A 17,241-nucleotide genomic window follows, 5' to 3' on the forward strand; every position below is an offset into this window, starting at 1 on the left:
TCCTCTGATAGCAGTGGGAACAGAGAAACGATTCTGGCCACATCCTGGTTCCCGGCGCATCCGGGGACCGTGCGACCACGGAGGGTTCCGGACCTGTCCGGCCCGCGGGGTGGTGTCGGCCTCGGGAGGGGGGACCGTGGAGCGGATCGGTTCGGCTTTACTGACCGGCTTCGGCCTGGTGTGGTGGCTGGCGGGCACGAGCGCCGTGGGTGAACCGCTGTGGCCGGTGGCTGCTCTCGCCGGCTGTGCCCTCGCGGCAGGGGTGTGGCGCACCGGACGTGGCCGGGGAAAGCCGGGCACGGCTCCCCCACCCGACGTGCGCCGCCGCTTCGTCTGGGTCAACGCCCTGCAGTGGCTGGCCATCGCCGTCGTCGCCTTCGGCGCGAGCAAGGCCGGCGTGCCCGAGCTGATCCCCGCTCTGGTGGCCGTGGTGGTAGGTGTCCACTTCCTGCCCTTGGCCACCCTCTTCGGGCAGCGGCGGTTCCATCTGACGGGGGCCCTGCTGGTCGTGGCCGGTGTGGCGGGCGCCGCCATCGGACTGGTCGGTGCTCCGGCGAGCGCCGTGCAGATGACCGTGGGATTCGCGGCGGCGATCATCCTCTGGGGCACCGCCTCCCTGGGCCTGCCTGAGATGGGCCAGGACACCGACCGCCCCGAAGCCGAGCCCACCGGAACACCGTGAGCCGGGATCTCACACCCGCGGCGCGCGATCATGCCGTAGCCGGGGCCGGGCCGACCAGCTCGGAGAGGACATCCTCCATGGTCACGAAACCGATCACCTTGCCGCCCTCGCCGAGCACGCCCGCGAGATGGCTGCCCTCGGCGCGCAGGGTGGTGAGGGTGTCGTCGAGCGGGGTGCCGATACGGACCCGGGTCACCGGATGCAGGGCACCGGGCGGAAACGGCTGGTCGCGGTCGGCGACGCCGAGGGTGTCCTTGATGTGCAGGTAGCCGAGGAGGGTGCCGCCCGCGCCGGTGACCGGGAAGCGGGAGTAGCCCGCGTCGGCGGCCATCCGCTCCAGCCGCGCCGGAGTGATCGAGGCCTCCACGGTCCGCATCTTCTGAGCGGGGACGAGGATCTCACCGACCGGGCGGATGCCCAGTTCCAGCGCGTCGCGCAGCCGCTCGCCGTCGGCGGGGGTGAGCAGCCCGGCCTCGCTGGAGTCGACGACCATGCGGGCCAGCTGGTCGTCGGTGAAGACCGCCTCGACCTCGTCCCTCGGCTGGACCCGCAGCAGTTTGAGCAGGGCGTTGGCGAAGGCGTTGATGCCGAAGATCACCGGCTGGAGCGCCCGGGTGAGGGCGACCAGGGGCGGGCCGAGAAGCAGCGCCGTGGGAACCGGGGCGGCAACCGCGATGTTCTTCGGGATCATCTCGCCGATCAGCATGTGCAGATACGTCGCCAGGGTCAGGGCGATGACGAAGGCGATGGGGTGCACCAGGCCGTGCGGGACGTGGGCCGTCTCGAAGGCGGGCTCCAGCAGATGGGCGATGGCCGGTTCGGCGACCGCGCCCAGCACCAGCGAGGAGGCGGTGATACCGAGCTGAGCGGTGGCCATCATCGCGGAGAGGTGCTCCAGGGCCCACAGCGTCATACGGGCCCGCGTGTGGCCCTCCCTCGCGCGGGGCTCGATCTGGCTGCGGCGCACCGAGATCAGGGCGAACTCGGCGCCGACGAAGAAGGCGTTGATCAGCACCATCAGGGCGCCGATGGCGAGCTGCAGCGCGGTCATCGCACCCCCTCCGCGAGCCGGCGCGGCAGCGCCACAGCCGGCTCGGTGATCCGGACCCGGTCGGCACGGTGATGCTCGACCTCCAGCACGTCCAGCCGCCAGCCGTCGAGCTCCAGGACGTCTCCCTTGGCGGGGATACGGGCCAGGCGGGTGGCGATCAGTCCGGCCACGGTCTCGTACGGGCCCTCAGGGGCCGCCAGTCCTGTCCCGGCGAGCTGGTCGATACGGACGCCGCCGTCCGCCTCCCACACCGCGCGCCCGTCCCCCGTCGCCGGGGCGGGCACCAGGTCGGGGGTCTTGAGGGGATCGTGCTCGTCGCGGACCTCGCCGACGACCTCCTCGACGATGTCCTCGACCGTGGCCACGCCCGCCGTACCGCCGTACTCGTCGACGACCACGGCCATGGTGCGACTCGCGCGCAGCCGCTCCAGCAGCCGGTCGGCGGTCAGACTGTCCGGCACCAGCAGGGGCTCGGTGGCCAGGTCCGTGATCGGCGTCACAGCCCGCTTCTCCGGCTCCAGGGCGAGCACATCGCGGATATGGACGGTGCCCACCACCTCGTCCAGGCTGTCGCGGTAGACGGGGAAACGGGACAGGCCGGTGGCGTGGGAGAGGTTCGCGGCATCGGCGGCCGTCGCCTGCACTTCGAGGGCCTTGACGTCCACCCGCGGGGTCATCACGTTCTCCGCGGTCAGCTCGCTCAGGTGCAGGGTCCGTACGAACAACTCGGCGGAGTCCGCCTCCAGGGCGCCCTCGGCGGCCGAGTGTCGGGCCAGCGCGCCCAGCTCCTCGGCGGTGCGGGCCGACGCCAGCTCCTCGGCGGGCTCCAGGCCGAGGCGGCGCACGAAACGGTTCGCGGTGCCGTTCAGGTGCCGGATGAACGGGCCGAAGGCGGCCGTGAAGCCGCGCTGCGGCCCGGCCACCACCTTCGCCACCGCCAGCGGCCGGGAGATCGCCCAGTTCTTAGGCACCAGCTCGCCGACCACCATCAGCACCACGGTCGAGACCACCACGCCCAGCACGGTCGCCACCGACGAGGTGGCACCGCCCAGACCGACCGCCCGCAGCGGGCCCCGCAGCAGCGCCGCGAGGGACGGCTCGGCGAGCATGCCGATCACCAGCGAGGTGACGGTGATGCCGAGCTGAGCGCCGGACAGCTGCAGAGTCAGGCGGCGTACGGCCTTCAGCGCACCGTCCGCGCCACGCTCACCGGCCTCGGCGGCACGCTCCAGTTCACCGCGCTCCACGGTGGTCAGCGAGAACTCGGCCGCGACGAACACCGCGCAGGCCAAGGTGAGGAGAAGGGCCAGCAGAAGCAGCAGGACCTCGGTCACCGCGCCACCCCCGCTCCCTCAGTCACAGGAGTCGGGCGGGGAATGGCACGGCCGGTACTGGGAGGCTCACCCATCGGGAGACCGTCGCTCCTTCTCAAGACGCGTACAAGGACAGCGGGTGGAAGCGGTGGCTTCTACACCCACTGTAAAGGTTGCCCTATGCTTCTACTCGTTTGTAGAAGGCCCGCGTCAGGGCCGGGCGCACGGCACCGCACCCGAACGGAAGACACGCACGCTTAAGGAGTGGACGCCACGATGGTGTTCAAACGACTGCTCGGATCGCTCGGCGTGGGCGGACCCACGGTCGACACGGTCCTTGACCCGGGAGCCGCCCGCCCGGGCAGCGCACTGACCGGCCAGGTCCACCTCAAGGGCGGGGAGGCCGACTTCGAGATCGAGCACATCACCTTGGAGTTGGTCGCGCGGGTCGAGGCCGAGCACGACGAGGGCGAGAGCGAGGGCGTCGTCGCCTTCGAGCGGTTCACGGTCGGCGGTGGCTTCCGGCTCGCCGCGGGTGATCTGCACAGCGTCCCATTCACCGTGGTGCTGCCCTGGGAGACACCGATCACCGAGCTGTACGGGCAGGGCCTGGGCATCGTCCTCGGCGTGCGTACCGAGCTGGCGGTGGCCGGCGCGAAGGACAGGGGCGACCTGGATCAGTTGAACGTCGGTCCGCTGCCCGCGCAGGAGGCGATCCTCGAAGCGCTCGGGCAGCTCGGCTTCGGTTTCAAGTCCGCGGACCTGGAGTACGGCCGTATCGGCGGGACCGGGCTGCAGCTGCCCTTCTACCAGGAGATCGAGCTGACCACGGCGCCGCAGTACGCGCAGCAGGTCAACGAGATCGAGGTGACCTTCCTGGCCGACCCGGGCGGCATGGAGGTCGTCCTGGAGGCGGACCAGCGGGGCGGCTTCTTCTCCTCCGGCCATGACGCGCTGACCCGGTTCACCGTCTCCCACGACGGAGTCGAGCACCAGGACTGGAACAGCATCGTCGACGGCTGGATCCGGCAACTGGTCCAGCACCGGGCCTCGTACGGCCATGTCCACGGCGTCCATTACGGCCACGACGATCACCAGCACCACGACGGCCACCGCTCCGGCCCCGGCATGGGCACGGCCATCGCCGCGGGGGCGGCCGGGCTGGCGGTCGGGGTCGTCGGCGGCATGGTCGCGGCCGAAGTCGTCGACGAGGTCGGCGACTTCTTCGAGGGCGACGAGGAGGAAGAGGAAGGCTGAACGGTAAACGATGCGCCGGCAGGGCGGGCGGAGAGTCTCGATTCTCCGCCCTCGCTGATAACTTCTACATTGACGTAGAAGACCGATGTCCGGAACGGCTCGGTCCGAACTCACCCCTGACACGTACGGAGTTCTCATGGCCCTGTGGGACCGCATCAAGGAGTCCGCATCGACGATGCAGACCCAGCTGATGGCGAAGAAGAACGACCTCAAGAGCGGCGCCTTCCGCGACGCCAGCATGGCGATGTGTGCCCTGGTGGCGGCCGCCGACGGCACCATCGACCCCTCCGAGCGGCGCCGCGTGGCCCAGCTGATCGCCTCCAACGAGGTGCTGCAGAACTTCGACGCCATGGACCTGCAGCGGCGCTTCGAGGACAACCTGAACAAGCTCACCGCCGACTTCGACTTCGGCAAGGTCAGCGTCCTGCAGGAGGTCGCCAAGGCGAAGAAGAAGCCCGCCGAGGCCCGTGCCGTGATCCAGATCGGCATCGTCATCGGCGGCGCCGACGGCGACTTCGACAAGACCGAGCAGGCCGTCGTCCGCGAGGCGTGCCACATCCTCGAACTGCCGCCGCACGAGTTCGACCTCTGATCACCCTGCGACGCTTGTGCCGGGCGGACGCCGGTGACGACGCCGGCCCGGCACCCGTCGCGCTACGGCCGGCCGTTCCGGCGGACCGCGTCCGACCGGCGCCCATCCCCGCTCACAGGGGCGTGGCGGCGTACAGGATGAAGAACATGGTCACCGCGGAGTTCGCGGACGACATCGCGGACACGGCCGTGCCCGCTGCCGCGCCCCACGCCGCCAGGCCCACCGACGTGAACACGGACGGCCAGCTGCGCATCAGGGGAGCCGGACCGAGCAGCGCGGCCACTCGGCGCGGCACCGGCCCCGGCGCCGCCAGGCCCGCGAGCGTGGCCACCGGAGTCCCGCGGGAGACCAGCGCAGCCCTGCCGATCGCGCAGGCCACCGTCCGGCGGCTGCCGACTGCCTGCGCCGCCTCCTCGTCCGCCCACCGCTCGGTCGTGTACGACACGGCCGTCCGTAGCGGCCGCAGGAACGGATTGGCCCGCGCGGCCAGTTGGACGGCGAGCAGGAAGCGGTGGTGCCGCGCGGCCAGATGGGCCCGCTCGTGGGCGAACAGTGCCCGGCGTTCGGCGGGTTCGAGGCAGTCCAGCAGGGCCGTGGTCACCACCACGCGGCCGCGGCGGCCGCCCGGCAGCGCGTACGCGTACGGCACCTCGTCGGGCAGCACCGCCACCTGCGTGCCGGGCAGCCCGGCCAGCGCCCGGTGAGCGCGGCGGCGCACCCGGCCGTGCCGCCACAGCGTCCGGCCGCAGGCCACGACCACCGCGCACAGCGCGGGGATCGCCGCCTTGCCGACGACCTCGTCGTACGGCACGGCCTCGCGCACTTCCGGATCGGACCAGCCGTCCGGCAGCGGGTTGCCCGGCAGTTGGGCGGTGCCGACCACCATCACCAGCCCCAGGCACACGGTGCTGCACATCGCCATCACCCCGGCCACGCCGGTCAGCAGCCGTGTCGCGGTGCGCGGATGCAGGTGCTGCTCGGCCAGACGCGCGATCGGCCACGCCGTTAAGGGCAGCACCAGCGGCAGAAAGACGAACAACCCCATGAGGCTTCAGTCTTCCCCTTCACTCCGCGACTGCTCCAGCAGTTCGCGCAGCAGCCGCTCGTCATCCGGGCCGAGGCCCGTCAGGAAGCTGGCCAGCACCGCTTCCCGGTCGCTCTCGGCGTCCAGCAGCCTGCGCATCTTCCGCGCGGCCAGGCCCGCCTGGTCCGAGGCCGCCGTCCAGGCGAAGGACCGGCCCGCACGCTCCCGGGTGACCGCCCCCTTGGCCAGGAGCCGGGTCAGGATCGTGATCACGGTCGTGTAGGCGAGGTCCCCGCCCAGCCGCTCCTGCACCCAGCCGGCCGTCGCGGGACCGTCCGCTTCCCGCAGCACGGACAGGACCTGCGCCTCCAGCTCGCCCTGTCCCCGCCGCCGGGGACGCTGCCGGTGCTCCGCCATGCCCTGGCTCCCTTCCGCCGCGCGTCCGTTTCCCGACCGGACATCGTATAGACGACCAGGACGCCTCCGTGCCGCCCGACGAGCCTCACCAGGCCACCGCCACATGCATGGCCGCGCCACCCTTCCGTATCTTCTACAGGCATGTAGATTGTTTGTCCGGGCCAGTGCAGCGGGCCCGGACCGCACACGCCAAGGAGGAGTTCGCAGTGGGAGTTTCCCTGTGCGACGCGTCCGGCAAGGTCCTGTCCGACCGGCACTTCGTCTTCCACAACAACCTCACCAGCCCGGACGGTTCGGTGGAGCACACCGGCGACAACCTCACCGGTGAGGGCGAGGGCGACGACGAGGTCGTCAAGGTGAACCTCGCGGCCGTGCCCGCCGAGGTCGACGGGATCGTGTTCCCGGTCTCCATCCACGACGCCGAGGGTCGTGGCCAGAGCTTCGGCCAGGTCCGGTCTTCGGCGAGCTGTACCGGGGAGGCGCCGAGTGGAAGTTCCGCGCGGTCGGGCAGGGCTATGCCTCCGGACTGGCCGGGATCGCCGCCGACTTCGGCGTCAACGTCTGACCTCGCACCGACCGCGCCGTCGGGCCCGCCGCTCGGGGACGGGCCCGACGGTCGCCTTCCGCATGCGACCGCGCGTCGATGCCGGTGTGCACCGCCTTCCGTCCCAGCCAGTCAGGAGAGCGAGATCACGTGACCGGCCCGCCCCGACTGCACCCGGAGGACCGAGCGGACTTCGTAGCGGTGCTGCACCTGGCGCTGAGTACCCCGGACATCCGCGGCGCCCTGTCCGCCGACCCCACCGGCCGGGCGGCCGCACGCCTGCATGCCACGGCACTCGCGGCCGCCGACGAGATCACGGCGGTCGTTGCGGACGACTACCAGGAGTACATCGCCGTGCGCAGGTCCGCTCGGAGCGGCGCGCGCCGCCCGGCCGCTGACGGCACCCTGCTGCCCGCCCTCCTGGTGCTCACACCGCCCGTGTCCGCCACCTCCGCCGCGGTCCTCCTCGTCCTGGGCTACCTGCTCCAACTGGCCGATGTGCAGGGCACACTGCCCGGCTCGCTCGTCACCGCCGGCTGAGTCCTCGCGCTCGTCGCGGCGGTCGGCACACTCGTCGCCCTCACCGCACTGCTGCACACCGCGATACGCAGACGCGGCGGCCCGCCACACGCCGACCGGCTGGAGCAGGCACGCCTGAACTGGCAGCGGGCGCTGCTGGACCGCGGCATGCTGCCCTACTTGCGCCAGTCCATCCGGAAGGACCGCCAGTCCATCCGGAAGGACCCGCTCCTGCGCTCCGCGCCGCCCGAGCAGCCGCCCCCGGGCGCCCCGCCCTCCGACCCCAACGGCGCCTCCACTCACACCCTCTAGCCCGCACCCACAGGCACCGCCGTATCCGACGCCCGGACACCCGAAGGAGAACCACCCCTGATGTCGGTGAACTTGAGCAAGGATCAGCAGATCAGCCTCAGCAAATCCGACGGCAGCACCCTGATCTACGTCCGCATGGGCCTGGGCTGCCAGGCCGCACCCCGCAAGGGCTTCCTCGCCAAGCTCACCGGCGCACGCGAGATCGACCTGGATGCCTCCGCCGTGCTCTGCGCCTCGCGACAGATCGCGGACGTCGTCTTCTTCCAGCACCTGACCAGCGACGACGGCTCCGTCCGGCACACCGGCGACAACCTCACCTCCGGCGCCGAACTCGCCCGCTACACCCTCACCGGCGGCGGTAACCACACCGCACAGATCATGGCGAAGGTCCACCGCACCGGCGACACCTGGCAGATGAAGGCCATCGGCGAACCCGCCACCGGCCGCACCTTCCAGGACCTGCTGCCGTCCATCGCACCCCACCTGTAACCGCCGGCCGAACCCCGGGGTGCAGGCCCGGTCAACAGCGCTCCCCAGGAGGCAGAACCAGCATGTTCGGACTGAGCGAACTCGCGATCATCCTCATCGTTGTCATACTCGTCCTCGGCCCCAAACGCCTCCCCGACCTCGCCCGCTCCGCCGGCAAGTCGGCTCGCATCCTCAAGGCCGAGGCTGAACGGCCCGCGGGGCTGTGACGGTCACTCCTCAGCGTCGATCCAGTGCACGCACTCCAGGTCCTGTCCCCGCAGCTCGTACTTGAGGCAGATCCGGGCCCGGACCACCGGAGGTTTCTCGTCCCGATCACGGAACTCGGTGATGACCCGGTCGCCCTCGGTCCAGGAGACTCCGTACTGCCGGGAGTAGTCGACGTCCAGCTTGTGCTCGACTGCGAGGCTCGCCAGGGCGTACTTCTTGGCGGCTTCGGGGTGCTTCCTGAACACCTCCGTGATGTCGGCGAAGAACGCGGTGTCCGACTTGGTGTCGTAGTCAGCAGCAGTCACGGCCATCTCCTTGAGCGGCAGTGTTGGGAACATCCCCTGTCTCCAGGCTGCTACGTGCCTCACCCGCACGCCAGTCGGGGCCGAGAAGCAGCCTGGTCGCCCACGGTCGTCCGCAGCGGCGAGGAAGGGAGCACAGGCCTGCGACAGGAGCTCGTGCACTCGGCTCGGCCCGGCAGGGGCCCGGGAGCGTACGTGATCTTTGCCGGTTGTTCATTCGGTCGCCCCGTCGGCACGTATCCATGAGTGGGACGATCCGGCGCCTGATGGACCGTACCGGAGGAACGATGTCCCCGAAGAGAACCTACGCCGCGCTCGCGGCCCTGAGCTTGGCCGCCGGCACCCTGGCGGCCGCTGGTGTGGCGAACGCGGATCACAGACCTCAGCGGCCGGTGGCCTTCCAACGCACCGCCACCTACCCGGTCTTCCAGAACCGGCCGGCGGGTGAGGACACGGCCTCCGAGACCGTCGCGGAGATATCGGCTGTGAGCGAGGACGGCAGGACGCTCGTCTACACCGACGCGGCGGCCCGGCGGATCGGATTTCTCGACATCAGGCACGCCGAGCGCCCGCGCGGGCTCGGCACCCTGTCACTGGCGCAGTTGGGCGACGCCGAGGACGAACCCACCTCGGTGTCCGTGGTCGGCCAGTACGTCCTCGTCGTGGTGAACACCAGCGCGAGCCACACCGCCCCCTCCGGGCGACTCGACGTCATCTCCCTGCGCGACCGCAAGCGCGTCGCGAGTTTCGACCTCGGCGGGCAGCCCGACTCCATCGCGATCAGCAAGGACAAGCGGTACGCCGCCATCGCGATCGAGAACGAGCGCGACGAGGAAGCCACCCCGCCCGGTGGCGAGGAGGGTGACCTGCCCCAGCTGCCGGCCGGGTTCGTGCAGATCGTCGACCTCAAGAGCGGCTCCTCGCCTGCCGGTTGGCGCACCCGGGCCGTTCCGCTGACCCATGCCGACGGCACCGCGCTGCCCACCCTGGCCGCCGCCGGAATCACCGAACCGACCGACCCGGAGCCGGAGTACGTCTCCGTCAACAGCCGCAATCAGCTCGCCCTGACGCTGCAGGAGAACAACGGCGTCGTCCTGATCGACCTGCCGACCGGCCGGATCACCAAGGCGTTCAGCGCCGGTACGGCGTCCGTGGGCGGCATCGACACGGTCGAGGACGGCACGATCGACCTGACGGGTTCGATCACCGACGTGCCGCGCGAGCCCGACGCGCTGGGCTGGATCGACGACCGCTACCTCGCGACCGCCAACGAGGGCGACTGGCGCGGCGGCACCCGCGGCTGGTCCGTCTTCGACAGCCGGACGGGGAAGGTCGTCTGGGACGCGGGCAACAGCTTCGAGCGGCTCGCCGTGCGCTACGGGCTGTTCAACGAGGGCCGGTCGGAGAACAAGGGCACCGAACCGGAGGGCCTGGCGATCGCCGAGTACGACGGCGTGCGCTACGCCTTCGTCGGCTCCGAGCGCAGCAACTTCGTCGCCGTCTACGACATCAGCCGGCCCACCCGTCCGGTCTTCCGCCAGGTGCTGCCCACCACCAACGGCCCCGAGGGCCTGCTGCCGATCCCCTCGCGCGGCCTGCTCGCGGTCTCCAGCGAGGAGGACGACGCCGAGGCGGGCGTACGGGCCTCGGTGAGCGTCTTCCGTCTCGGCAAGGGCACCCCGGCGTTCCCGGGGATCGTCTCGGCCCCGGACTCCACCGGCGCGCCGATCGGCTGGGGCGCGCTCGGCGCGCTCTCCGCCGTACCGGGTCGGCCGCACCAGCTGTACACCGTCACCGACGCGGCGTACTCCCCCACCAGGATCCTCACCGTCGACACGGCACGCCGGCCGGCGGTCATCACGCGGGCGCTGACCGTCAAGGACGCCGCGGGACAGCCGGTCGGCTACGACGCCGAGGGCATCTTCGCCCGGCCGCAGGGCGGCTACTGGCTCGCCGTGGAAGGCAAGACCGGGGCGGGCAACCAGCTGGTCCGGCTCGACCGCGACGGGGTGACCCAGCAGGTCGTCTCCCTGCCGGCGGACGTCGCCGCGGGCCTCGGCGGACAGGGCTTCGAGGGGGTCACCGCCACCACCGACCGGCACGGTCGCGAGGTCGTCTGGGCCGCGCTGCAGCGTGAGGTCAAGACCGACCCGGCGGGGATCGTCCGGCTCGGCCGGTACGACGTCCAGGCCGGGACCTGGAGCTGGTACGGCTACCGGCTCGGTACCACCACCACGCCGGGTGACTGGATCGGCCTCTCCGAGATCACCGTGGTCGGTGACAAGCTCGCCGTCATCGAGCGCGACAAGCTGAACGGCCCCGCCGCGAAGGTGAAGCGGATCTACACCGTCGACATGCCGAAGTCGGCGGCCCCATCGGGCTCCCTGCCCGTGCTGCCCAAGAAGCTTGCCCACGACGTCCTGCCCGACCTCCGGGCGACGAACGGCTGGACCCAGGAGAAGCTCGAAGGCCTGACCGTGGCCGGCAACGGTGACGTCTACGCCGTCACCGACAACGACGCGCTGGACGACGCCACCGGGGAGACGGTCTTCCTGGACCTCGGCTCCAGCAAGAGGATCTTCGGACGGCGCGGCTGACCAACCCCACGCCGCTCATCGGGCGGCCACCAGCACTTCGCCGGTGGCCGCCTTGGCGCCGTTGATTGCTCGGCGAAGTTCCGCAGCGACGTTCAGAGGACGTCGTAGGTCAGGTGTGTCGCGGTCGATGTCGAGGTCACGCTCCGCTGCACCAGCGTGCGCGGAGCTCCGCCGGTGAACAGCGGCGTCCCGGCGCCCAGCACGACGGGCGCGAGGTGCAGCGTCAGCACGTCGACCAGCCCGGCGTCGAGCGCCGAGGCGATCGTGGCGCCGCCGCCCATGAGGACGACGTCGAGGTCCTTCCCGCTGTCCGACGACGCCGCCTCGGCGCGCTCGCGCGCGGCGGTGACCGCGTCGGACAGAGCGGTGGTGACGAACGTCCAGTCGAGGTCGGTGAGTCGCACCGACTTCGGCGGCGAGCTCGTCACGACCACGAAAGCGGGCTTGCCGACCTCGCCGGCGCCATAACCGGTCTTGTCGTCCCAGCCGTTCGGCCCGTCGACCACGTCGAAGAGCCGACGGCCCAGGACGACGGCGCCCGAGCGGGCGGTCGCCTCACGCAGGACCCGGCGGTCGTCGGAGTTTTCGGAAAATGCCCAGGTGTGCAGGGCCTCGCCGCCGGTGCCGAGCCCGTTGTCCGGGCCGGGGTCGGGCCCGGTGACGAAGCCGTCGAGGGAGACCGAGATGTCGGCGATGATTCGAGTCATGCCAGGGCAGACCCGATCCGCCGCCCGAAGTCATCGCTCAGTGCCACAGGCCGCGCACGGGAGGATCCCGAGTAGGATAAGTAGCATGAGTGAGCCCACCGGCAAGTACTCGATCACCATGCCGCGCGACATCGCCGAGGCCGCAAAGGCGCGCAGCGGTCCCTCCGGTCTGTCCGCCTACGTGGCCGCCGCGGTCGCCCGCCAGATCGAACGCGACAACCTCAACGAACTCATCGCCGTCGCCGAGGCCGACCACGGCCCCATCACGGACGAGGAGATCCAGGCGCTGCGCGACCAGCTCCATCAGGCCCGCCGCGAGCAGATGCGGGGCGGAGCGGACACCGCGTGACCCGCTCCCCCGCCGTCCCCGGCGGCACCCTCGTTCTCGACAGGGAGGGGCTGGCCAAGGCCGTGCTGCGCGACCGCACGGTCACGGGCTGGCTGGCCCTGGCCCGCGGCGACGACCTGCGCGTGATCACGTCCGCGGCGACTCTGGTCGAGGTGGTCCACCCGCGAATCAACCGCCCGGCCCTGGAGTGGACGCTGTCCCGCCTGGTCGTGGAACCGGTCATCGAGCCGGTCGCCCGTCACGCCGCAGCCCTCCTCGCCGACGCCGGTCTGCACGGCCACAAATACGCCATCGACGCCATGCTCGCCGCCACCGCCCTCGCTTCCCCCGGCCCCGTCACGATCCTCACGTCGGATCCCGAGGACCTGACTGCGCTGTGCGGCGGACGGGCCACCGTGATCAAGGTCTGAGCCCGGCCGCGGTTGCCGCGAGCCGCAGTGGTCAGCCGCGCCGGGCGGAGAACAGACGCGCCGCCACCGCCAGTACCAGCGCGGCCGCGATGAGGTACAGACCAAGACGCTCTTGGGGCACTGCCTGTGACCACACCCGCCAGGCCGAGGGGGTGTAGCCGTCGGCCGCCAGGAAGGCGCCGTAGCTCCTGGGGAGCGCGCTGGTCTGGCCGCGTACCCACAGCAGGGCGCCTATGGCGGCGCAGGTCGCGGATATCGCATACAGGGCCGTGGCGCAGCGCGGGGCCGGTCTGTGCACAGGTTCCCCCCGTCGTCGTTGTCGATGTCGTTGTGGTCTGTCGATTCTCGCTGTCCGTGCCCGTCACGTCCGCGCCGGGTTCACCCCGCGGCCGCCTACGGTAGATGTGTGAGCTACATCGTCGTCTACGAGCTCGGCAAGCCCGTGACCGCACGATCTTCTTCGGGTGCACCGGGTGATGAAGAACGGCCCGTCCGCAGGGTGCACGCCGCGCCCACCGCCCCCGGAGAGCCCTCCGCCACGGGACCGCGGACCCTCTGCGGCAAGGACACCTTCGCCATGGAAACGGCCCGCGGTAAGACCACCGAGCGCCCCGGGGCACCCTGGTACCCCGCGGAGTACGCATCCGTGGTCTGCCCCGACTGCGATGCCGTGATGGAGACCTGACTGCGGCGGGGGGGAGCGCCCACGCTTGCTCGGTCGCCGCTAGTCGATGATCGGGTACCAGTCGCCGCGGCCCTGCGGGGTCAGGTCGAGGAGGTGCCAGACGGGGGCCAGGAGGTCGATGCCGCGCTCGTCGATGTCGTCGGCCATGCGTGGGTGGGTGGAGTAGAAGTGGCGGATCGTGCCGTCGCCGTCGCGGGTGAAGACGGAGACGGTGGAGTCCTGTTCGCCGTCCTTGTCCTCGCTGCCCAGGTCGTACTTGAACGTACTGTCGCCGCAGCTCAGGAGCCGTAGCCGGTGCCAGCCGCGGTTGCGGGCGTGCTGCCGGAGGGTGGGCACGTCGGCGGCTGCGGCGACGGCGAAGTCCGCGTTGCGGGAGATGTGGTGGGCGATGCCGTTGAAGCCGTCGATCCACATGGTGCACATCGGGCAGGGGTCGGTCTGCAGCTTGCCGTACATGAAGTGGTAGACGATCAGCGGGCGGTCCGGGGCGGTGAACAGCTCACTCAGAGTGACCTCGCGGACCGGTGTGTCGCCTGCGTCGAGGTCGGCGGGGCCCTCGATGAAGACGTAGTCGTCGACGGGTGGCCCCTGGGGGAGCGCCCGCCGCTGGGCCGCGACCTTCTCGCGGTGGCGCATAAGGTCGATCTCGGCCAGGCGCAGCGCTTCGCGGGCGTCGAGGTAGTCAGTCGATTCGTCGGCCAGTCTGGTGTGCCGCATCGCGTCCTCCTGGGGTGGCCATCCCCCCGGTCCCCGAGTCTATGGCGGCTCCACAGTCGCCGACAGTTGAGCTGAAGGCGTCCGAGCCGGGCAAGTTTGACCCGGGTTTGAATAACAGGACATGCGTTCGTGTCCAACGGCCCTACAGCGTCCCGCAGCGGGCCGCCACAACGGCCGCCACAACGGCATCGCAACAACAACGGGGGGATCGGCGTGAGACGTCGATGGGTGAAGGTTCTGGCGATCACAGTCGTGGTGCTCGCCGTGCTGTTCACGGCTGCCGACCGGCTCGCCGTGCACTACGCGGACAAGGAGGCCGCCCAGCTCGCGAAGGAGAAGTACGGTTACGGCAACACCACCGACGGCTATCTTGACGTGTCGATCGAGGGCTTTCCGTTCCTGACCCAGGCAGCCGGGCAGGACTTCGGTCATGTGACGCTGACCGCGGGCCGGTTCTCCATCGACACCACGAGCAATACGCAGGGCGGCTATCTGCACATCGACCGTCTCCACTTGAACTTGCGCGATGTGAAGGTGACGTCGCTGACAGCGCGCAGTGCGGAAGCCAACCTCGCCACCGGCACCCTGTCCCTGTCGTACAAGGAGCTGTCCGGCGTGGTGACCCGGCTCGCGGGCAACGGCGGCCCGCTGCAGGTCTCCCAGGCGGCGGGATCGAGCGGCCAGGCGGCACGCGTCAAGGTCTCGGGCACGGTCGGTGGCACGGCGTTGAACACCACGGGGACGCTCCTGGCGCAGGGAACGGAGCTCTCCCTGACCGTTCCTGGTGCCGAAAGGGCCAGTACCGTCTGGCGGGTCGATCTCCCGGCGGGCGTCGGCTTCACAGCGGCGCGGGCCACCGCGGACGGCATCGAGATCAGCCTCGTCGGTCACCAGGTGACGCTTGGCTCGTCGCGCTACGGAGGTTGAGGCGCCGATCGCGAGCGATGACTCGGTGACGGACGGGAGTAGTTGAGGTACAGGGGTGGCCGTTTACGTCCTACCGGCGGCTTCGTACCAGCAGATAGAGGAAGTACGGCGTACCGATCACGGCGGTCACCATCCCGGCGCCGAGCTGGGCCGGCGCGATCACCGTGCGGCCCAGCAGGTCCGCGGTGCACACGAGTGCGGCGCCGAGCAGCACGGCCACCGGGATCACCCGGACGTGCTGACGGCCCACCAGGGCCCGGGCGGCGTGCGGGGCGACGAGTCCCACGAAGCCGATCGTGCCCGCGGCGGCGACGGCGGTGGCGCTCAGCAGGACGCCCAGGACGAGGAAGCCGAGCCGCCCCCGTGCCAGGTCGATGCCCAGCAGGCGCGGGGTGTCCTCGTCGAGCGAGACGAGGTCGAGCTCCGCGCGCCGCAGCACCGCGACGACCAACCCCAGAGCCAGAACGGCCGCGAGCGGCGCGACGTCCGGCATGGTCCGGCCGTAGGTGGAACCGGACAGCCAGGTGAGGGCCTTGACCGCGTTGAAGGGGTCGGTGAGGACGATCAGCAGGCTGATCAGAGCGGTGGCGGCGGTGGCGACGCCGATGCCGACGAGCACGAGCCTGTTCTGCTGGAACCCGCCCCGGGCGGCGAGGCCGAAGACGATGACGGAGCTGACCGCGGCGCCCGCGAACGCCGCGCCCGCAAGTCCCCACGAGTCGGCCAGCGGCGCGGTCGTCACCAGGAGTACGGCGCCCAGCGCGGCCCCGCCGGAGACGCCTAGGACGGCGGGTTCGGCGAGCGGGTTGCGGGTCACGGCCTGGATGAGTGTCCCGGACAGGGCGAGTGCCGCGCCCGCCAGCAGCGCCGCGAGGACCCGGGGCACCCGGGTGTCGAGCACGAAGGACACGGTCTGACCCGCCCTCCCTTGCGCCCAGTTCACGACATCGCCCAGCAGCAGCTTGGCGTCGCCCAGCAGCACGGCGGCGATCGTCACACCGACGAGCACCACCACCAGGACGGCCGTGACGGTGAGGAAGACGGCCCGGCTCCTGATGCGCAGCCGGTCGGGTGCGGCGGAGGCCGCGGTGTCCTTCAGCCGGACGGCCATCACGATCAGGAACACGGCACCGACGAGGCTGGTGACGACGCCCGTCGGCACGGCGACCGCGAGGTCCGATCGCACGAGGGACCTCAACAGCACGTCCGAGCCGAGGACCAGCGCCGCACCGATCAGGGCGGTGACCGGAAGGCTCGCCCGGGACCGGGCGAAGGCCCGGAACCTGCGGGCGAGGGGGCGTACGAGCGCGGGGGCACACAGGCCGACGAAGCCGATCGGTCCGGCCAGGGTGACGGCCGCCGCGGACAGCAGCGCCGCGAGCACGACGGCCGTGATGCGTGTGGCGCGGACCGGCACACCGAGGCCGCGGGCGGCGTCGTCGCCGAGGGCGAGAGCGTCGACCCGGCGGGCGACCAGCAGCAGCCCCAGCAGGCCGACGAGGCCGATGGGTGCCATCCGGACCACGCCGTCGAAGCCGTTCTGGGCGATGCTGCCCTGGTTCCACTGGTAGAGCCCGTGGGTCTCCTCGGGGAACAGCAGGAGCAACCCCTCGGTGACGGCGTTGAGGCCGAGCATGAGGGCGGTGCCGGCGAGTACGAGGCGCACGGTGCCCGTGCCCAGGCCGGACAGTCCGAGCACGACGGCCGCGGCGGCGAGGCTGCCGACGAGTGCGACAGCGGAGGAGGCGAACAGCGGCAGCGAGACGCCGGTGACGGCGACAAGACCGAGGGCAAGGTAGGAACCGGCGTTGACGGCGAGGGTGTCGGGCGAGGCGAGGACGTTGCGGCTGACCGCCTGCAGGGCGGCGCCCGCCATCCCGAGCATGGCCCCGACCAGGATCCCGGCGGTCATCCGTGGCAGCCGGGAGGCGATGACGACGGAGGCGTCGGCCGGGTCGGCCCGGCCGGTGAGTGCCTTCCATATCTCACCGGCGCCGACGGCGGCCGTGCCCTGCGTGATGTCGACGACCGCGAGGGCCGCGACCAGCAGGACCAGAGCGGCCGTCACCGCGGCCGCGCCCGTCCGGGACGTGACCGCCGACGGACGGGTGGCGGGAGTTGTAGCGGTGACGGCCATGGT

At 71.2% G+C, this 17,241-nt stretch carries 20 protein-coding genes and 2 pseudogenes; 13 read left to right on the forward strand and 9 right to left on the reverse strand.

Annotated elements, in window-relative coordinates; genetic code table 11:
• The first annotated feature begins 136 nt into the window (after positions 1 to 136).
• On the forward strand, positions 137 to 682 hold the full coding sequence (locus tag SSP24_RS43395) for a hypothetical protein (RefSeq protein ID WP_174864751.1): 546 nt from the start codon (positions 137 to 139) through the stop codon (positions 680 to 682).
• Positions 683 to 710: 28 nt separating this feature from the next.
• Here SSP24_RS43395 and SSP24_RS31245 read toward each other — a convergent pair whose 3' ends face one another.
• Both SSP24_RS31245 and SSP24_RS31250 read right to left on the reverse strand, forming a co-directional pair.
• A complete protein-coding gene (locus SSP24_RS31245) occupies positions 711 to 1,733 on the reverse strand; it encodes a hemolysin family protein (RefSeq protein WP_141313328.1) in 1,023 nt (340 codons plus the stop codon).
• On the reverse strand, positions 1,730 to 3,067 hold the full coding sequence (locus SSP24_RS31250) for a hemolysin family protein (protein WP_141313329.1): 1,338 nt from the start codon (positions 3,065 to 3,067) through the stop codon (positions 1,730 to 1,732). Before SSP24_RS31250 ends, SSP24_RS31245 begins: the two co-directional genes overlap by 4 nt.
• A 255-nt stretch (positions 3,068 to 3,322) precedes the next feature.
• Here SSP24_RS31250 and SSP24_RS31255 point away from each other — a divergent pair, with 255 nt between their 5' ends.
• Both SSP24_RS31255 and SSP24_RS31260 read left to right on the forward strand, forming a co-directional pair.
• On the forward strand, positions 3,323 to 4,303 hold the full coding sequence (locus tag SSP24_RS31255; RefSeq protein WP_141313330.1) for a sporulation protein: 981 nt from the start codon (positions 3,323 to 3,325) through the stop codon (positions 4,301 to 4,303).
• Positions 4,304 to 4,439: 136 nt separating this feature from the next.
• Positions 4,440 to 4,895 carry a tellurite resistance TerB family protein gene (locus SSP24_RS31260; RefSeq protein WP_141313331.1) on the forward strand — a complete coding sequence of 152 codons (456 nt, stop codon included), beginning with the start codon at positions 4,440 to 4,442 and terminating at the stop codon, positions 4,893 to 4,895.
• Positions 4,896 to 5,007: 112 nt separating this feature from the next.
• On the opposite strand, the gene SSP24_RS31265 is transcribed toward SSP24_RS31260, so the two are convergent.
• A complete protein-coding gene (locus SSP24_RS31265) occupies positions 5,008 to 5,940 on the reverse strand; it encodes a M56 family metallopeptidase (RefSeq protein WP_141313332.1) in 933 nt (310 codons plus the stop codon).
• Positions 5,941 to 5,946: 6 nt separating this feature from the next.
• Positions 5,947 to 6,336, reverse strand: a complete 390-nt coding sequence (locus tag SSP24_RS31270) for a BlaI/MecI/CopY family transcriptional regulator (RefSeq protein WP_141313333.1) — start codon at positions 6,334 to 6,336, stop codon at positions 5,947 to 5,949.
• 230 nt (positions 6,337 to 6,566) lie between these two features.
• Here SSP24_RS31270 and SSP24_RS31275 point away from each other — a divergent pair.
• The 5 genes and pseudogenes from SSP24_RS31275 to SSP24_RS31290 all read left to right on the forward strand — a co-directional run.
• A pseudogene (locus tag SSP24_RS31275) lies at positions 6,567 to 6,901 on the forward strand (TerD family protein); the annotation flags it as partial.
• 129 nt (positions 6,902 to 7,030) lie between these two features.
• Positions 7,031 to 7,420 (forward strand): hypothetical protein, encoded by a 390-nt coding sequence (locus tag SSP24_RS31280; RefSeq protein WP_174864752.1) that lies wholly within the window; start codon positions 7,031 to 7,033, stop codon positions 7,418 to 7,420.
• 147 nt (positions 7,421 to 7,567) lie between these two features.
• Positions 7,568 to 7,711 (forward strand): hypothetical protein, encoded by a 144-nt coding sequence (locus SSP24_RS43400; protein ID WP_174864753.1) that lies wholly within the window; start codon positions 7,568 to 7,570, stop codon positions 7,709 to 7,711.
• 60 nt (positions 7,712 to 7,771) lie between these two features.
• Positions 7,772 to 8,200: a TerD family protein gene (locus SSP24_RS31285; RefSeq protein ID WP_141313334.1), complete on the forward strand. Its 429-nt coding sequence runs from the start codon at positions 7,772 to 7,774 to the stop codon at positions 8,198 to 8,200.
• A gap of 62 nt (positions 8,201 to 8,262) precedes the next feature.
• A pseudogene (locus SSP24_RS31290) lies at positions 8,263 to 8,385 on the forward strand (twin-arginine translocase TatA/TatE family subunit); the annotation flags it as partial.
• A 24-nt stretch (positions 8,386 to 8,409) separates the two neighbouring features.
• On the opposite strand, the gene SSP24_RS31295 reads toward SSP24_RS31290, so the two are convergent.
• Positions 8,410 to 8,718 carry a hypothetical protein gene (locus tag SSP24_RS31295; RefSeq protein WP_141313367.1) on the reverse strand — a complete coding sequence of 103 codons (309 nt, stop codon included), beginning with the start codon at positions 8,716 to 8,718 and terminating at the stop codon, positions 8,410 to 8,412.
• Positions 8,719 to 8,996: 278 nt separating this feature from the next.
• On the opposite strand from SSP24_RS31295, the gene SSP24_RS31300 reads away from it, so the two are divergent.
• Entirely contained in the window at positions 8,997 to 11,306 is a 2,310-nt protein-coding gene (locus SSP24_RS31300) for an esterase-like activity of phytase family protein (protein WP_141313336.1), read from the forward strand.
• Between the two features lie 92 nt (positions 11,307 to 11,398).
• Here the strand turns inward: SSP24_RS31300 and SSP24_RS31305 are convergent, their stop codons facing one another.
• The gene (locus tag SSP24_RS31305; RefSeq protein ID WP_141313337.1) at positions 11,399 to 12,013 is read right to left on the reverse strand and encodes a dihydrofolate reductase family protein; all 615 of its coding nucleotides are present in this window, start codon (positions 12,011 to 12,013) and stop codon (positions 11,399 to 11,401) included.
• An 85-nt stretch (positions 12,014 to 12,098) separates the two neighbouring features.
• Between SSP24_RS31305 and SSP24_RS31310 the strand changes: the two genes are divergently transcribed.
• Together SSP24_RS31310 and SSP24_RS31315 are read left to right on the forward strand one after the other, a co-directional pair.
• A complete protein-coding gene (locus SSP24_RS31310; protein WP_141313338.1) occupies positions 12,099 to 12,362 on the forward strand; it encodes a CopG family transcriptional regulator in 264 nt (87 codons plus the stop codon).
• Positions 12,359 to 12,772, forward strand: a complete 414-nt coding sequence (locus SSP24_RS31315) for a PIN domain-containing protein (protein WP_141313339.1) — start codon at positions 12,359 to 12,361, stop codon at positions 12,770 to 12,772. Before SSP24_RS31310 ends, SSP24_RS31315 begins: the two co-directional genes overlap by 4 nt.
• A gap of 31 nt (positions 12,773 to 12,803) precedes the next feature.
• Here the strand turns inward: SSP24_RS31315 and SSP24_RS31320 are convergent, their stop codons facing one another.
• Positions 12,804 to 13,070, reverse strand: coding sequence for a hypothetical protein (locus SSP24_RS31320; RefSeq protein WP_141313340.1), 267 nt, complete (start codon positions 13,068 to 13,070; stop codon positions 12,804 to 12,806).
• A gap of 108 nt (positions 13,071 to 13,178) precedes the next feature.
• Between SSP24_RS31320 and SSP24_RS31325 the strand changes: the two genes are divergently transcribed.
• Complete coding sequence (locus SSP24_RS31325; RefSeq protein WP_141313341.1) at positions 13,179 to 13,457, forward strand: hypothetical protein; 279 nt, start codon at positions 13,179 to 13,181, stop codon at positions 13,455 to 13,457.
• Positions 13,458 to 13,496: 39 nt separating this feature from the next.
• On the opposite strand, the gene SSP24_RS31330 is transcribed toward SSP24_RS31325, so the two are convergent.
• Positions 13,497 to 14,174: a DUF899 family protein gene (locus tag SSP24_RS31330; RefSeq protein WP_141313342.1), complete on the reverse strand. Its 678-nt coding sequence runs from the start codon at positions 14,172 to 14,174 to the stop codon at positions 13,497 to 13,499.
• A gap of 213 nt (positions 14,175 to 14,387) precedes the next feature.
• On the opposite strand from SSP24_RS31330, the gene SSP24_RS31335 reads away from it, so the two are divergent.
• Positions 14,388 to 15,101 (forward strand): LmeA family phospholipid-binding protein, encoded by a 714-nt coding sequence (locus SSP24_RS31335; RefSeq protein WP_229865197.1) that lies wholly within the window; start codon positions 14,388 to 14,390, stop codon positions 15,099 to 15,101.
• A 70-nt stretch (positions 15,102 to 15,171) separates the two neighbouring features.
• Here SSP24_RS31335 and SSP24_RS31340 read toward each other — a convergent pair whose 3' ends face one another.
• Entirely contained in the window at positions 15,172 to 17,238 is a 2,067-nt protein-coding gene (locus SSP24_RS31340) for an iron ABC transporter permease (protein WP_141313343.1), read from the reverse strand.
• Between the last annotated feature and the right edge of the window lie 3 nt (positions 17,239 to 17,241).

The organism is Streptomyces spinoverrucosus (genome assembly GCF_006539505.1).
In the GTDB taxonomy this organism is placed as follows: domain Bacteria; phylum Actinomycetota; class Actinomycetes; order Streptomycetales; family Streptomycetaceae; genus Streptomyces; species Streptomyces spinoverrucosus.

Excerpts from the sequence above, each read along its gene's own strand:
- SSP24_RS31285 (WP_141313334.1), top strand. The coding sequence starts at position 7,772 with ATGTCGGTGAACTTGAGCAAGGATCAGCAGATCAGCCTCAGCAAATCC.
- SSP24_RS31310 (WP_141313338.1), top strand. The coding sequence starts at position 12,099 with ATGAGTGAGCCCACCGGCAAGTACTCGATCACCATGCCGCGCGACATC.
- SSP24_RS31270 (WP_141313333.1), bottom strand. The coding sequence starts at position 6,336 with ATGGCGGAGCACCGGCAGCGTCCCCGGCGGCGGGGACAGGGCGAGCTG.
- SSP24_RS31340 (WP_141313343.1), bottom strand. The coding sequence starts at position 17,238 with ATGGCCGTCACCGCTACAACTCCCGCCACCCGTCCGTCGGCGGTCACG.
- SSP24_RS31245 (WP_141313328.1), bottom strand. The coding sequence starts at position 1,733 with ATGACCGCGCTGCAGCTCGCCATCGGCGCCCTGATGGTGCTGATCAAC.
- SSP24_RS31260 (WP_141313331.1), top strand. The coding sequence starts at position 4,440 with ATGGCCCTGTGGGACCGCATCAAGGAGTCCGCATCGACGATGCAGACC.
- SSP24_RS31265 (WP_141313332.1), bottom strand. The coding sequence starts at position 5,940 with ATGGGGTTGTTCGTCTTTCTGCCGCTGGTGCTGCCCTTAACGGCGTGG.
- SSP24_RS43400 (WP_174864753.1), top strand. The coding sequence starts at position 7,568 with ATGCTGCCCTACTTGCGCCAGTCCATCCGGAAGGACCGCCAGTCCATC.
- SSP24_RS31330 (WP_141313342.1), bottom strand. The coding sequence starts at position 14,174 with ATGCGGCACACCAGACTGGCCGACGAATCGACTGACTACCTCGACGCC.
- SSP24_RS31255 (WP_141313330.1), top strand. The coding sequence starts at position 3,323 with ATGGTGTTCAAACGACTGCTCGGATCGCTCGGCGTGGGCGGACCCACG.
- SSP24_RS31300 (WP_141313336.1), top strand. The coding sequence starts at position 8,997 with ATGTCCCCGAAGAGAACCTACGCCGCGCTCGCGGCCCTGAGCTTGGCC.
- SSP24_RS31295 (WP_141313367.1), bottom strand. The coding sequence starts at position 8,718 with ATGGCCGTGACTGCTGCTGACTACGACACCAAGTCGGACACCGCGTTC.
- SSP24_RS31305 (WP_141313337.1), bottom strand. The coding sequence starts at position 12,013 with ATGACTCGAATCATCGCCGACATCTCGGTCTCCCTCGACGGCTTCGTC.